General features: G+C 54.2%; 11 protein-coding genes and 1 riboswitch. Of the genes, 1 reads left to right on the forward strand and 10 read right to left on the reverse strand.

The window, feature by feature from the left end:
- Positions 1-230: 230 nt before the first annotated feature.
- From hslU to dprA, 6 genes are all read right to left on the reverse strand, one after another.
- Positions 231-1,613 (reverse strand): ATP-dependent protease ATPase subunit HslU, encoded by a 1,383-nt coding sequence (gene hslU, locus AB1500_02225; protein ID MEW6181980.1) that lies wholly within the window; start codon positions 1,611-1,613, stop codon positions 231-233.
- 88 nt (positions 1,614-1,701) lie between these two features.
- On the reverse strand, positions 1,702-2,232 hold the full coding sequence (hslV, locus tag AB1500_02230; protein MEW6181981.1) for an ATP-dependent protease subunit HslV: 531 nt from the start codon (positions 2,230-2,232) through the stop codon (positions 1,702-1,704).
- 55 nt (positions 2,233-2,287) lie between these two features.
- The gene (gene xerC / locus AB1500_02235) at positions 2,288-3,199 is read right to left on the reverse strand and encodes a tyrosine recombinase XerC (protein MEW6181982.1); all 912 of its coding nucleotides are present in this window, start codon (positions 3,197-3,199) and stop codon (positions 2,288-2,290) included.
- A 58-nt stretch (positions 3,200-3,257) separates the two neighbouring features.
- Positions 3,258-4,568 (reverse strand): methylenetetrahydrofolate--tRNA-(uracil(54)-C(5))-methyltransferase (FADH(2)-oxidizing) TrmFO, encoded by a 1,311-nt coding sequence (gene trmFO / locus AB1500_02240; GenBank protein ID MEW6181983.1) that lies wholly within the window; start codon positions 4,566-4,568, stop codon positions 3,258-3,260.
- Positions 4,569-4,711: 143 nt separating this feature from the next.
- Entirely contained in the window at positions 4,712-6,796 is a 2,085-nt protein-coding gene (gene topA / locus AB1500_02245; protein ID MEW6181984.1) for a type I DNA topoisomerase, read from the reverse strand.
- Positions 6,797-6,983: 187 nt separating this feature from the next.
- Positions 6,984-8,102: a DNA-processing protein DprA gene (gene dprA / locus AB1500_02250; protein MEW6181985.1), complete on the reverse strand. Its 1,119-nt coding sequence runs from the start codon at positions 8,100-8,102 to the stop codon at positions 6,984-6,986.
- A 205-nt stretch (positions 8,103-8,307) separates the two neighbouring features.
- Here dprA and AB1500_02255 point away from each other — a divergent pair, with 205 nt between their 5' ends.
- Positions 8,308-9,081: a carbonic anhydrase gene (locus AB1500_02255; protein ID MEW6181986.1), complete on the forward strand. Its 774-nt coding sequence runs from the start codon at positions 8,308-8,310 to the stop codon at positions 9,079-9,081.
- A 132-nt stretch (positions 9,082-9,213) separates the two neighbouring features.
- Here the strand turns inward: AB1500_02255 and AB1500_02260 are convergent, their stop codons facing one another.
- The 4 genes from AB1500_02260 to AB1500_02275 all read right to left on the reverse strand — a co-directional run bounded on the left by AB1500_02260 (position 9,214) and on the right by AB1500_02275 (position 13,967).
- Entirely contained in the window at positions 9,214-10,161 is a 948-nt protein-coding gene (locus AB1500_02260; GenBank protein MEW6181987.1) for a LysM peptidoglycan-binding domain-containing protein, read from the reverse strand.
- A riboswitch (cyclic di-AMP (ydaO/yuaA leader) is annotated at positions 10,162-10,379 on the reverse strand.
- A gap of 48 nt (positions 10,380-10,427) precedes the next feature.
- Positions 10,428-12,869 (reverse strand): SH3 domain-containing protein, encoded by a 2,442-nt coding sequence (locus AB1500_02265; protein ID MEW6181988.1) that lies wholly within the window; start codon positions 12,867-12,869, stop codon positions 10,428-10,430.
- Between the two features lie 218 nt (positions 12,870-13,087).
- The gene (locus AB1500_02270) at positions 13,088-13,312 is read right to left on the reverse strand and encodes a DUF2905 domain-containing protein (protein ID MEW6181989.1); all 225 of its coding nucleotides are present in this window, start codon (positions 13,310-13,312) and stop codon (positions 13,088-13,090) included.
- Between the two features lie 85 nt (positions 13,313-13,397).
- Positions 13,398-13,967 carry an epoxyqueuosine reductase QueH gene (locus AB1500_02275; protein MEW6181990.1) on the reverse strand — a complete coding sequence of 190 codons (570 nt, stop codon included), beginning with the start codon at positions 13,965-13,967 and terminating at the stop codon, positions 13,398-13,400.
- Positions 13,968-13,975: the final 8 nt, after the last annotated feature.

The raw sequence follows: 13,975 nt of genomic DNA on the forward strand, positions 1-13,975 counted from the left end.
AGTCAGATGTCCAAAAAAAGTATGAAATTCTTAGCTACACTTCTGGTAACCCGACCTCTTGCCTCCGACTTCCGGCGTCGCTATGCTTGTTTTTCGCGGCCTTCGGGACCTTTACTAAGTTTGAGGCGAAAGACGTTTAGTTGTCTTGACTAGTCGATTCGTTTTGAACCACTCTTCCAGGCTTGTTTTATTTTGAAAATCTGGAAGCGATCCTCTTGGTATTACGCTAATCAGAGAATATAACGGCTAAGATCCTCCTGCTCGACAATCGGACCTAATTTCGACGTTACAAAGGCTTCGTCAATATTTACGATCTGACCCCGAAGCTCCGAGGCATGAAATGAGACTTCTTCGAGAAGTTTTTCTAATACGGTGTGCAAACGCCGTGCCCCAATATTTTCCGTCTGTTCGTTAATAGTATAAGCTATTCTTGCGATTTCGACAAGGGAGTTTTCCTTAAAGACCAGCTTAACCCCTTCCGTGTCTAACAGTGCCGTATACTGTCTTACAATGGCGTTGGAGGGTTCGGTCAGAATCTGAAGGAAATCCTCGCGGGTCAAGGCGCTCAGCTCAACGCGGATGGGAAAACGCCCCTGAAGTTCAGGTATAAGATCCGAAGGCTTGACGGCATGGAATGCCCCCGCTGCGATAAAAAGAATATGATCCGTTTTAACCGGTCCATATTTACTGGTTACCGTTGAACCCTCCACAATCGGAAGGATATCCCGCTGCACCCCGCCCCGCGAAACGTCAGGACCCGCCGATCCCTCACGCCCGGCAACCTTATCAATCTCGTCGATAAAGATAATCCCCTGTTCCTCCGCCCGCCGGATGGCTTCCGCCGTTACCTCTTCCATATCGATCAGCTTAGCGGCCTCCTGCTGCGCCAGGATGCGCCTGGCGTCGCGAACCGTCACACGCCGCTTTTTCTTCTTCGCCGGAAATACGTTCCCCATCAAATCTTGAAAGTTGAAACCCATTTCCTCGACGCCGGCGCCCGAAAATATCTCAAGGAAAGGAAGCGCCTTATCTTCAACCTCAATCTCAAGGTGTTCGTTTTCCAGTTCGCCCGCCGAAAGCTTTTGTTTCAGTAAATACCGCTGACTGTCGATTTCCCGCACTCGGTCGTCCGTCTGTAAGTTATCGCCGGACCGGGCGCCGCCGAAAATAGCCTCCAGGGGGTTGCGCGACTTCTCGGGATAGGGTGCGAGCAATTCAATAATCCGCTCGGCGGCAAGCTCCTGCGATCTTTCCTCGACCGCGGCGTATTCCTCCTGCCGGACCATCCTTACCGCGGTCTCCAACAGGTCACGCACCATTCCTTCTACGTCGCGGCCCACATAACCGATCTCCGTGAATTTCGTAGCCTCTACCTTTACAAAGGGCGCATTAACGAGACGTGCCAGCCTTCTGGCTATCTCCGTCTTCCCAACACCGGTCGGCCCGATCATCAGTATGTTTTTAGGCATGACCTCGTCCCGCAGTTCCGGTGGCAGCTTACTCCGTCGATACCGGTTTCGCAGGGCGACGGCAACAGCACGCTTCGCTTCCTCCTGTCCTACAATATATTCATTCAGTTTCACTACAATCTGGCGCGGTGTGAGATCCTCCACTTATAACAAGCCTCCGTTTCAGTCCTCAGTCCTCAGTCCTCAGTCCTTTGACTTTAGGACATAGGACTTTCGACTTTTGACTTCTTAGTTACAACTCTTCCAGGGTAATATTTTCGTTAGTATAAACACAGATCGAGGCCGCGATATGCAGGGACTCCTTTACAATGGCGGCGGCGTCGTATTCGGTATGCTTTAAAAGCGCCCGCGCCGCCGCAAGGGCGTAAGGCCCCCCCGAGCCGACCGCGGCGATGCCGTCGTCGGGTTCGATAACCTCGCCGCTGCCGGCAACCACCAGGAGGTGCTCTGGATCCGCCACCACCAGAATCGCCTCCAAACGCCGCAGATGCTTGTCGGTGCGCCATTCCTTCGCCAGGTTGATCGCCGCCCGCATAAGATTACCCTGAGTTTCTTCAAGTTTGCTCTCGAAGCGTTCGAAAAGCGCCAGTGCGTCCGCCACGCCCCCCGCAAAACCCGCCAGCACCTTCCCCTGATAAAGGCGGCGAACCTTTTTGGCGCCGTGCTTGATTACGGTATTCGCGGCCAACGTAATCTGGCCGTCACCCGCGACAGCGGTCTTTCCGTTGCGTGACACCGCAACAATTGTTGTTCCGTGCATTATTCAATCCTCCTTAAGAACCGCCACACCTCACCACGGAGGCATTAGAGAGCACCCTCTACGCCCGCGGGTGCGTCTTGTCGTATACCTTTTTTAGTCTTTCCTTGCTGAGGTGGGTATATATCTGCGTGGTAGAAAGCCGCGCGTGACCCAAAAGGTCTTGGACCACCCTCAGGTCCGCCCCCCCGTCAAGGAGATGTGTGGCAAACGAATGCCGCAGTGTGTGCGGGCTGACCCGACCTTCTATACCGACAACTTCCGCATAAGCCCTGATAATGTTACGCACGCCCCTCGTGGATATTCTCCCGCCGCTTTTATTTAAAAATAAGGCTTCTTCGAATTGTTTGGCATGTTTCCTGAGCAACAACGGTCTGGCGGAACGCATGTAAGCCCGCATCGCCCGCACCGCATACTCACCCACCGGAACCATCCTCTCCTTCGAACCCTTTCCCAGAACCTGGATATATCCGCCCGAAAGGTCCACATCGCCGATATTCAAACCCACCATCTCAGAGATTCGTATTCCCGCGGCGTAAAGGATCTCGAGCATCGCCCGGTCCCGCATCCGTAGGGGATCCGATGACCGGGGGGCTTCGACCAGCTTCTTTATCTCGGTTGGATACAGCACGCGGGGAAGCCGCGCCTGCCGTCTGGGTGAAGCTATCTTTCGCAGGGGATTTTCTTTAATGACACCCTCGCGGCACAGAAAACGAAAAAAGCTCCGCCAGGCGGCAAGTTTTCTAAGCAGTGAGTTCCGCGACAAACCGCGGCCCGAGAGGTGGGACATATAACGCCGCATCAGAACCGGTGTGATCTGTTCCGGTTTCAAAGACTCGTCCTGTATGCCCGTAACTTTGACAAAATAATCAACCCCGCCGAAGATGTCCTTCTGGTATTCCTCCACCGTTCTGGCGGAAGACCTTCTTTCTGTCTGAAGATAGATGACAAACCGGTCCAGATAGGCGTACACCGGATTCACTTCCCCGTTTCAGAAGTCTGATGCAGGATGTCGTCGGAAGTCAGTCCCGTTATTCGTCCAAATTCACCCGCCAACCGTCCAGGGCCTCGAGAGCTCGTTCGGCAAGGGCCATGTTGCGCTCCCGCCGGTCTTTGATTCGTACGGAAAGCGGGGGGAAAAGACCGTAGTTGACGTTCATTGGTTGGAAGTTCTTCGGATTAGCGGTGGTGATGTAATGCATCAGCGCCCCGTGGGCTGTTTCCGGTGGGAAAATAAGAGGCGCCTTTCCCGATGACTGCCTGGCGGCGTTAACCCCGGCAATCAATCCCGCCGCCGCTGATTCCACATACCCCTCAACCCCGGTTATCTGACCCGCAAAGAAAAGACCGGGCCGGTTTTTGCACTCCAGCGTGGGATTGAGAAGAAGCGGTGCGTTCAGATAGGTATTGCGGTGCATAACTCCGTAACGAACGAACTCCGCCTCTTCCAGACCGGGGATCAATTTAAATACCCTCTGCTGCTCGCCCCACTTGAGGTTGGTCTGAAACCCCACCATGTTGAGCAGAGAGCCCTCGCGATTATCCTGCCGGAGTTGGACGACGGCGTACGGGCGCTTACCCGTTCGCGGATCAACAAGGCCCACCGGCTTCAGCGGCCCGAAGATCAGCGTCTCCCGGCCCCGATGCGCGAGCGCCTCAACAGGCATACACCCCTCAAAATGCGTTTCCCTCTCAAAGCTCTTCAACGGCGAGCGCTCGGCTGCTATCAGGGACTCGTAAAACCGCCGGTATTCCTCTTCGTTCATAGGACAGTTAAGGTATGCTCCCTCTCCTTTTTCATAACGCGAAGACCAGAAGACTTTTTCAGAATTGATCGATTCGAGGGTCACAATAGGCGCCACCGCATCGTAGAAATAAAGCTGTTCCTGGCCGGTTAACCCCTGGATCGCCCCGGCCAGCGCCTCCGAGGTAAGCGGTCCGGTGGCTATGATGCACGGCGTCTCAACAGGAACGGCTGTGATTTCTTCGCGCCTTATCTCAACCGCGGTTTGCTCGGAGAGGGTCTTGCTTATGAAGGTCGCAAACTCTTTTCTGTCCACCGCCAAAGCACCCCCGGCAGGGACACGGGTGGCATCCGCCGAAAGCATGATCAGTGAACCGAGCCGCCGCATCTCTTCCTTCAAAAGCCCTACCGCGTTTTCCAGGGCCTGGGCGCGCAGGGAATTCGAGCAGACGAGTTCCGCAAAATCACCGGTATGATGCGCCGGGGTAAGCTTTTTCGGCCGCATCTCGCACAAAACCACCGGCACCCCGCGCCGCGAAATCTGCCAGGCCGCTTCCGCCCCGGCCAGCCCTGCACCGACAATCAAAACCGGCTTCATGTCGCCACCCTCCTCAGAAAATAGACGCTCAACCTTATGTCGACATACTCAAATAGACAAGTTAATACTCGGAGCAAGATTGATTTATACGTTCCCACGTGTGTTAATCCGTATTAATCCGTGTTTATCCATGGTTCATGTGACTAATGTTTTGTTCCCGTTTTGTAACCGCATTCCTTATTCGTGCAGGCGATAACCTCCTGCTTCCGTGACTTCCGGCGTACCATCAGGGCGCCGCAGCTGGGGCATTTTTCTTTAACCGGTTCATACCAGGTGGTGAAGTCACATTCGGGGTATCGCTTGCATCCGTAGAAAGACCGGCCTTTTTTGGTCCTCCTTACCACAAGTTCTTCGTTGCACTTCGGGCAGGGAACTCCGGTTCCCGTACTTATGCGGCGCGTGTTCCGGCACTGTGGAAACCCCGGACAGGCCAAAAACTTTCCGAATCGACCGGTCTTAATAACCATTCTTTGTCCGCATTTCTCGCAGGTCTCGTCGGACACCTCATCGGCTACTTTTATCCTGTCAAGTTCACTGTCTGCTTTAGAAAGCTCAGCCTTAAATGGTTCATAAAAGCCCTTAACCAACTTAACCCAGTCACCCTTGCCCTCTTCCACCGCGTCAAGCTTATCCTCCATGGCGGCGGTAAACTCCACATCGATTACCTCGGCGAAATAGGCCTTTAAAAGATCAACCACCGTCTTGCCCAGTTCGGTGGGGTTGAGACACTTGTTCTTACGAACGACGTATCCCCTTTTGATAATGGTTTCGATAATGGGAGCGTAGGTGCTGGGACGGCCTATCCCGTTTTCCTCCAGCGCCCGAACCAGGGTTGCCTCCGTATAACGGGGCGGGGGCTGCGTAAAGTGCTGCGCGGGGACAAGCTCCTTCAAGGCCAGCCGCTCTCCTTCCGACAAGACCGGTAGTACATTTCCCGATTCGTCCTCGTCTTCAATACCTTCCCCGGTAAGCCGAAGGAAGCCCGGAAACCGCAACACCGTGCCCGTAGCTCGGAAGAGATAACCTCCCGCGGTTACGTCGACGTTTGTGATATCCAGGACAGCCGCCGACATCTGGCTTGCCGCAAATCGTTGCCAGATAAGGTTGTACAGTTTGAACTGGTCTTCGTTCAGATGTTTCTTTATCTTCTCCGGCGTCCTCAGCACCGATGTAGGTCTTATAGCTTCGTGAGCGTCCTGAACCCGGACGTTTTTCGCGCCTGCAGGCCTTTGTCCCTTGCCTGCACCCGCGTATTCGGGCCCGAACTCCGATTTGATGTAGTCCCGGGCATCGTCCCGCGCCAGATCGGAAATACGCACGGAGTCGGTGCGTATATAGGAGATTAAGCCGGTCGGACCCTCTTTGCCCAAATCAACCCCCTCATAAAGCTGTTGGGCGATCAGCATTGTTCGCTGCGTGGTGAACCTCAAACGCCGGTGCGCTTCCTGCTGCAGGGTGCTTGTGGTAAAAGGCAGCGGTGGTCTCTTTTGCTTCTCCTGTTTACTGATCCCGGAAACCACGAACGTTTTACCGTCAAGCGCCTCGAGCGCCTCGTCGACATTTTCCCTGGAAGGCAGGGAAGCCTTTTCGCCGTACACTTTTATCAGGCGCGCTTCGAAAACAGGCGAGCCCGTCTTTTTCACACGGGCCGTCAGCGTCCAGTACTCCTCCTGAACAAAAGCCTCGATTTCTTTTTCCCGGTCGCACAAAATCCGAACCGCGACGGACTGCACCCTTCCCGCGGAAAGACCCCTTCTGACCTTCCGCCACAACAGGGGGCTCAGGTTGTAACCCACAAGCCTATCGAGTACACGCCGGGCTTGTTGGGCGTTTACCCTGTTAACGTCTATAGGCCGCGGGGCCTTCAGCGCGCCGGTCACCGCGGTCTTTGTTATTTCATTAAATTCGACCCGGCAGGGTGATTCGGACGGGATCCGCAGCAGTTCGCAGATATGCCAGGCGATGGCCTCACCTTCCCGGTCGGGATCCGAAGCGACCAGGACGGCATCGCTTTTGACCAGTGAGGCTTTAAGGTCCTTTATCGCCTCGCCCTTACCCCGGATGGTAATGTACTTCGGCGCGAACTCATCGGCCACATCCACCCCGAGCTGGCTCTTTGGAAGGTCGCGGACGTGCCCCATCGATGCCTTAACCATGTAATGCTTGCCCAAAAACTTTGAAAGCGTCCTCGCTTTGGCGGGAGATTCAACGATAACCAGTGTTTTCATTGCCAGTAAACTTCACTCCAAACATAAAATCTTCTTCTTTACACTACTGTCAGGTATTATGCTTTATACCGTCCAACGATTGGGTTATGCGGCCCATCTGCCTGTTTTCTAAAAGATTACCGTAAAATCCGGCTTTTATAACCTAAAATGTTCGTCGGTCAAATAAACTTCATCTTGATTAACGTTGTTATAAACGGACGGGTTTGTTTCTACAAGAGGTTTCCCGGCTCTTTCGCACCGCGGCGTAAACACCCCCGGGAAGAGAGCGGATTAAACCTTTCATCTCCAGATAAACCAGACCGGCCAGCACGTTAGAAGCCGCCTCTCCGGCCCGCTGGATAACATCTTCCCGGGAAAGCGACTCATCGCTTAAAAGGGTGAGAATCAGCGATTCGAGCCGGTTAAGCGCGTGCATCCCCGGGTCCGCCTCAGGGGAAAAGCCCATACCCAAGGCATCCATCACGTCGGCGGCACAGGTCACCGGCCGGGCTCCCTGTCTCAGAAGATTGTTGGGCCCGCAACTGACCGGGCTGGTGACGTTACCGGGAACAGCCATTACCTCCCGTCCCTGTTCAAGGGCCAGATCGGCGGTAATCAGCGCACCGCTCCGCTCCTTGGCTTCAACCACCACCACCGCACGGGATAATCCGGCAATAACCCGGTTCCGCACCGGAAAATGCCACGCCTGACAGGGCATTCCGCAAGGGAATTCGCTTACCACCGTTCCTTTTACCGCGATATCCTCCATCAGTCTCGAGTTCTCCCTCGGGTAACAACCGTCAAGCCCGTTTCCCAAAACAGCGACCGTCCGTCCTTTCCCCGCCAGCGCCCCGCGGTGCGCGGCCGTATCGACGCCTCGGGCCAGGCCGCTCACCACAGTTATGCCCGCCTGTGCGAGTTGTTTGCCGAGATCCTCCGCCACCCACCGCCCGTAATCCGAGCAGCGCCGCGTTCCGACGACCGCCACCGTTGTTTCCTCCAGCGTTATGTCGCCGCGATGGAAGAGCGCGGCCGGCGGATCGTATATCTCTCTGAGTAAATCCGGATAGGTATCGTCCACCGGCGTGACAAAGCCGACACCCAACCGTTCCAGCCTGTCCAATTCCAAATTAAGGTCCAGGGCGCCCCGTTTCTTCGTAATCTCCTCGGCCTGGGTTTTGCCCACAACCTGGGCCAGTTGCCCGCACCCTGCTGTAAACGCCTCTTGTGCGGAGCCGAAAACAGCCAGGAGATCACGAAACCTCCTGGACTGTCCGGGAATAAGCAGTTGCCAGGCGAGATAGTAGCTGCGCTCATCTTCCGGCAAAGAATGTTCCTCCAGATTTTAACCTTTCGCAGACGCAGGTTGTTTCTCCTGCTCCTTGAAAAAGAATTTCATTTCAACGCTAAACAAAGCAGGATTTTACTTTTATCGGGTGAATATGACTTGTCCAGGGAGGTGATAAATCTCAATTTTGGAAACTGCTTTTTTCTTTGGATTAACCAGCACCATATTTAAGGAGGAGTACAACGTGCGCTTTCTAAAAACTCTTGCGGCCACCATTATCGGTGCCGCCGTCTGTGTCTGTGCCGGTTGTTCGCAAACGGCGCCTACAGCTACCGAGCCCGCCGAATCGGGTAATATTAAGGCCAATGTTGAAACCACCTTTAATCCCACAGTCGACAGCCCGACAATTGATAAGACTTCCTATATAGACCCCATGGCCTCTATAATTGGGAACGTTGAGATCGCCGGCAAGGTCTACGTTGCACCCTGCGCCTCCGTACGCGGTGACGAAGGCCAGCCGGTATATATCGGCGAGGGCTCCAACGTTCAGGACGGCGTTGTGCTGCACGGTCTCGAGACCGAGGATGAGGGTGAGCCCGTCGAAAAGAATATCGTAGATATCTCCGGAAAGAAATACTCTGTGTACGTGGGTAAGAATGTATCCCTGGCTCACCAGTGCCAGATCCACGGACCGGCTTCGGTAGGCGATGGGACCTTTATCGGTATGCAGGCCCTGGTTTTCAAGGCCCAGGTGGGGAAGAACTGTGTTGTAGAACCCGGCGCGAGACTTCTTAACGGGGTCAAGGTGGCCGACGGACATTACGTTCCCGCCGGAACCGTTGTTACCACCCAAGCGCAGGCGGATAAACTGCCGGTGATAACCGACTCCTACCCGATGAAAGACCTTAATAAGGGCGTCCTGCACGTGAACGAGCAGTTAGCGGAAGGCTATCTGGGCGGCGGCGGGGAAAGCGCGGCCGGCTATGAAACCTCGACGGAGGAACCTACACAACATTAGAAGAACGGGGGCGTAAACCCCCGTTCTTCTTTGTCAGCGTTGCCCGAGAGGTTGGCGTTTTCTTGCCTTTAAATCACGGCAAATTTAAGTCCAACCTCTCATACTTTCTGAAACATATCTTTTCCTGCAAATTTACACGGCGCTGAATGCAAAGATCATGTTGCCTATTCGGCAGGCTACCGGCAAAGAGAGGAGAAAACGGCTTGTTGCCGACGTGTCATAAAAATACAGGGCGCCGCCGGTCGGGTCTTGTCCTCCAAGCGCCTCTTCCGCCGCCCGGGTGCTGTCGGGTGTGGCCGGATGGTTTATCCAGCCGTTCGCTACTGGTTCGAACTGGTACAAACCGTTCTCCACCTGATAGATAACCCCCGGAATGTTGTTCGGGAAATGCCGACTCCGGACACGGTTTAAAATCACCGCGCCGACAGCCACCTTTGCCAGGTGCGGCTCGCCGTCCGATTCCGCGGTAACTAACCGGGCGAGAAGGTCGAAATCCTCCCGGCTTATATCGCCGCGGGAAACCGGCGGGGGAGATTGTGGTATTCTCAAAACCTGACCCGGATAAATGTCCGCGCCTGCGAGGCCGTTATAAGCCATGATTTGCGCAGAACCGAGCCCATAGCGCTGGCCGATCAGATAAAGCGTATCTCCCCGAACCACGGTGTAACTCTCCGAGCCCGTGGAACCACCGGAGGAATCGCCGTCGGACCCTTCCGGTATTCTCAAAACCTGACCCGGATAAATGTCCGCGCCTGCAAGGCCGTTATAGGCCATGATTTCCGCGGAACTGAGCCCGTAGCGCTGACCGATCAGATAAAGAGTATCTCCCGGCGCCACGGTGTAACTCTCGGCGTCGGTGCTAGATCCTCCGCCTGCTTTTTCGGGAATATCGAGAACCTGACCCGGATAAATTACGGTGCTTTGTAATCGGTTAGCCTGCTGGATTGCGCTGGTGGTTGTATTGAATTTCTGACTGATGGTGTAAAGGGAATCCCCGGGAAGAACAGTGTACGAAGCGGCCCAAGCCGGAGACAATGGTACTAGTACTGCTGCAAGTACAAGCAACGACCGGTAGAACATTCAAACCCTCCTTGAGCCTCTGGGGTTAGTTGACGGATTCGGGTCGAGGGAACCCTACCCAGCACTTAATACGCTAATTTCCTATTCTACGCGCTCTCACCCCCATTTTCTTTTATAAGTAAAGTATAGAAAGATTCTAATAACATTAAGTGCTGGGATTCACCCCTGAAAGATTTCCCCCATGTCCCACGTTACTGGGAATTCGGCTTACACTGATTATAAAATCAGGAAGATAATAAGACAAGCTATTAAATATTGGTATTTTATTAGTGCGTATTTGCAGTAAAATCAAGCATCGATCCCGTATAGTAGAAGTCCAGTATTTCTTTAAAGGTCTTGCCTTGTTCGGCCATGGTGCGCGCTCCCCATTGAGACATCCCGAGACAGTGTCCCCAGCCGCTTCCGCTAAAGGTTACCTTAACAAGGGCCCCGGTCAAGGGGTCGTATTCCTTCAACATATCCGTGACCGGCGCCTTGCAACCTAAGACGGACCGCACCCAATCCGCGTTGGAAAGATCCTGGGAGCGCTGAATACCGTCAGATCCGCTGCCCAACACCTGCAACTGCTGTATCCGCCCTCCCGCGACGGTCCTTCCGGTGACGTAAACCTCCTGAACAACACTGAAATCATACCCTTTTTCCATCAGGTACCGGGGCAGTTCGTAGACGGTGTACGTCACGCTCCACCCGTAGTGGGGATTTTCCGGATGGCGATCATACGGGTCCGATTTCCCCCGTATCGGCCCTGCATAGTTCTTCCATACATCCTCGCTGTTTTCACTCAAGCCGCCGTTCGAACTGCAGAAATATGCCGGAACGATATACCCGCCGCTGGTCAGAACGAGGTTCTTTGTCGCGTCTACCGCGGCAGTCGTAGCCGGATGCTCCGCAGCCAATCCGCGGTAAACCTGGCTGGACTGAGTGGCGAAAACATCATAAAACTCCCCTTTGCCGTATTTCATGGCATAGAAGGCATAGGAACGGGCCGCAACCGCCTGCGCCTTTAAAGCCTCCGGAGCCCAGGAGTACGGCATTTCGCACGACACAACCCCGTAAAGGTATTCTTCCAAAGGCAGTTCGTTGACCAGTAAGAGATTCCCGTTCTGCAGTCTGACACTCAGGTTGCCGCGGTAACGTCTGGAAGCGCCGTTGACGTTTAATTCAAACCAGTTGCCCGTCGCGCCCTGCCCTTCCACGAGAAAAACGGGACCTGTAAAAGTCCCGAGCGTTACCCTGTCTTTTTCAACCTGAATCGCATAAACGGTCTGACCAACGGGTAACCGCGCCGCTGTTATGGTAAACACATTTCCCGGCAGCGGACGTGATATCGTCTCACCCGTCTGTCCGTTGGTTATCAAATAATCCCCGCCGGCGCTTACTGCGGCCGCAAGTGCGTCCGTACTCAGCGCCACCCGGATTTGAGTGCTGAAGACACGCGGGACGAAATCCGTCTGCTGGACCGGCGGCGTCGTCGACTGTCCCGGCGCCCGTGAAACCAACGACACGGCGATCCAGCCGGTCTGCCCGGAAGAGTGGCTGATACGGTACCATTCACCCCTTTTATCGAGAACCCGAAGCATCTGACCCTTCTCAATGCTGCCTGAAGCGCCGTAGTCCAAGCCGGGGCCGCTCCGCAAGATTAACACCTGTTGAGCGATCACGTCCTCCCCCGCCGACGCTTCCGCCGGGGCTTCCGGCTTTACCAGCCAGCCGGCGATCCAGGCGGTTTTACCGCCCGACAGGCTCACCTTATACCATTCACCCTGTTTCCCTAGACCGGTCAGCTTCTGTCCCGCGCTCGTTTTACCGACTATTGCGTAATTCGTTCCGGGGCCGCTCCTCAGGTTGATAACCTCCCGGGCGATCAGAATCTGACCGCTTTCGGAACTCCCCCCTCTATCGGGAGGAGAAGTCGGAGTCGACCCTGTCTGCGGCTTTACCAGCCATCCCGCGATCCAGACGGATTTACCGCCCGACAGACTCACCTTGTACCAGTCGCCCTGTTTCCCGAGACCGGTCAGCTTCTGTCCCGTACTTGTTCTACCGACAATTGCATAATTAGTCCCGGGGCCGCTCCTCAGGTTAACGACGGTTTGGGAAACCAGGACCGTACCATCGGCTGAGCTTCCCCCGCTACCTGAAGGATCAGGATTGGGACCAGGGGTAGGAGCGGGTGACGTCGTCTGTGCCTTTACCAACCACCCCGCGATCCAGGCGGATTTGCCCCCCGTCAGTTTCACCTTGTACCATTCACTCTGTTTCCCTAAACCGGTTAGTTTCTGTCCAGTGCTTGTTCTACCGACAATTGCGTAATTAGTCCCTGGGCCGCTCCTCAGGTTGATAACGCCCTGAGCGATCAGTACCGTCTGGGTTGACGTACTACCCGAACCAGTGGGTTGAACACTGTTTTCCTCCACCCGTTTCCCCAACCAGGAAGCGATCCAGCCGGTCTTACCCGAGGACAGTGAAACCTTATACCATCCCGACTGCTGTTCTGTCAGGCCCAACCTGCTCCCCCGCGCCACCGTTTCAAGTATCGGGTAATTGGTTCCGGGCCCTTCTCGGATGTTGACGCTCCCGCTGGTGCCGCTTATCACAAACATGGCTGCCGCACCGGCTGCCCCGGTGAATAAGGCCGACACCACGGTTATCATCATAAAAAAACATATAATCAAAGAATTTTTAGTGAATACTTTGGCCGGTTTCATATAAACAGCCCCCTGAAAGTTGTCTTTACCGGCCAAATTTCGACATAGAAAGGGCTTTTCCTGCCAGCTACCTAATAAATTTTATGAATTTTTCCAAATCGTCTAGGAAGGTAATACCAAACAAATAAATTGATGTAACCTTAGAATTTGGAGATGGGAGATATAGGTGGGAGGTGAGAAGTTGGGTATCTCAGCGGGATTACCACGAATTCTGCGGGTCAGCGACTGCGAAACAGGTTAATTATTATAGTAAGGATAATACTGCAGAGAATACAGGTAACCAAGGGGAAATAGAAAGAAAAATGACCGCGCTGGTAGTAGATATCCCCCGGCAGCCTCCCGATTCCCGGTATTTTACCGATAATAAGCACCACCGCACCGATCATAAAAATTAGCGCGCCGCTTACAAGAAGGAGTTTGCCGAAATTTTGGATTATTTCCATTAAACCCCCTGTCGGTTAGTTTTTTCCGCCGTAAAACCCACGCCGCCATTCCCGGTCGCAGGGCCGTATGCGCTTACTTCAACATTTATTTTCCTAACCCTTGTTTTTCGACTCCGCGCCTGCGGCCGCTGAAATACCGTTCTTTCTCACTGTAAACGCAGCCGCAGTATTGCTGCCGGTACATGCCGATTTCCTTTGACCGCCGAACCCCTTCTTCGAATCCGACCCGGAAATCACGGTATAGAAAGGGTACGGCGTACTCCGCGGCAACAGCTCCCGCGACCTCCCTTATCAATTCATGCTTCTGAAAAGGGCTTACCAGGAGCGTGGTCGTAAACGCCTCAAAACCACCTCGCTTCGCTACTCCCGCCGCCCGCTTCAAGCGAATCATGTAACAAAAACGGCAGCGTTCCGTTTCCCTGTAGGCAACCATACGGAGGTACTCTTCCATAGGGTATTCCTGGTCATAGACAACCGGCCACTTTTGTCTTTCCGCGTACGCGGCCAGTGTATCGCGTCGGCGCCCGTATTCAGTATATGGATGAATGTTGGGATTAAAAAAATATCCCTGAACTCCGTGTCCCTCTTCAAGAAGAACCTTCAGTGGGTATAAAGCGCATGGTCCGCAACATACATGCATCAATAACTTCAAAATTCAGTCCC

It is taken from the genome of Bacillota bacterium (genome assembly GCA_040755295.1).
Taxonomy (GTDB): domain Bacteria; phylum Bacillota; class Desulfotomaculia; order Desulfotomaculales; family Ammonificaceae; genus SURF-55.

Bases quoted from the DNA above. Each gene is read 5' to 3' on its own strand.
- trmFO (MEW6181983.1), bottom strand. From the start codon at position 4,568: ATGAAGCCGGTTTTGATTGTCGGTGCAGGGCTGGCCGGGGCGGAAGCG.
- topA (MEW6181984.1), bottom strand. From the start codon at position 6,796: ATGAAAACACTGGTTATCGTTGAATCTCCCGCCAAAGCGAGGACGCTT.
- AB1500_02260 (MEW6181987.1), bottom strand. From the start codon at position 10,161: ATGTTCTACCGGTCGTTGCTTGTACTTGCAGCAGTACTAGTACCATTG.
- AB1500_02265 (MEW6181988.1), bottom strand. From the start codon at position 12,869: ATGAAACCGGCCAAAGTATTCACTAAAAATTCTTTGATTATATGTTTT.
- AB1500_02270 (MEW6181989.1), bottom strand. From the start codon at position 13,312: ATGGAAATAATCCAAAATTTCGGCAAACTCCTTCTTGTAAGCGGCGCG.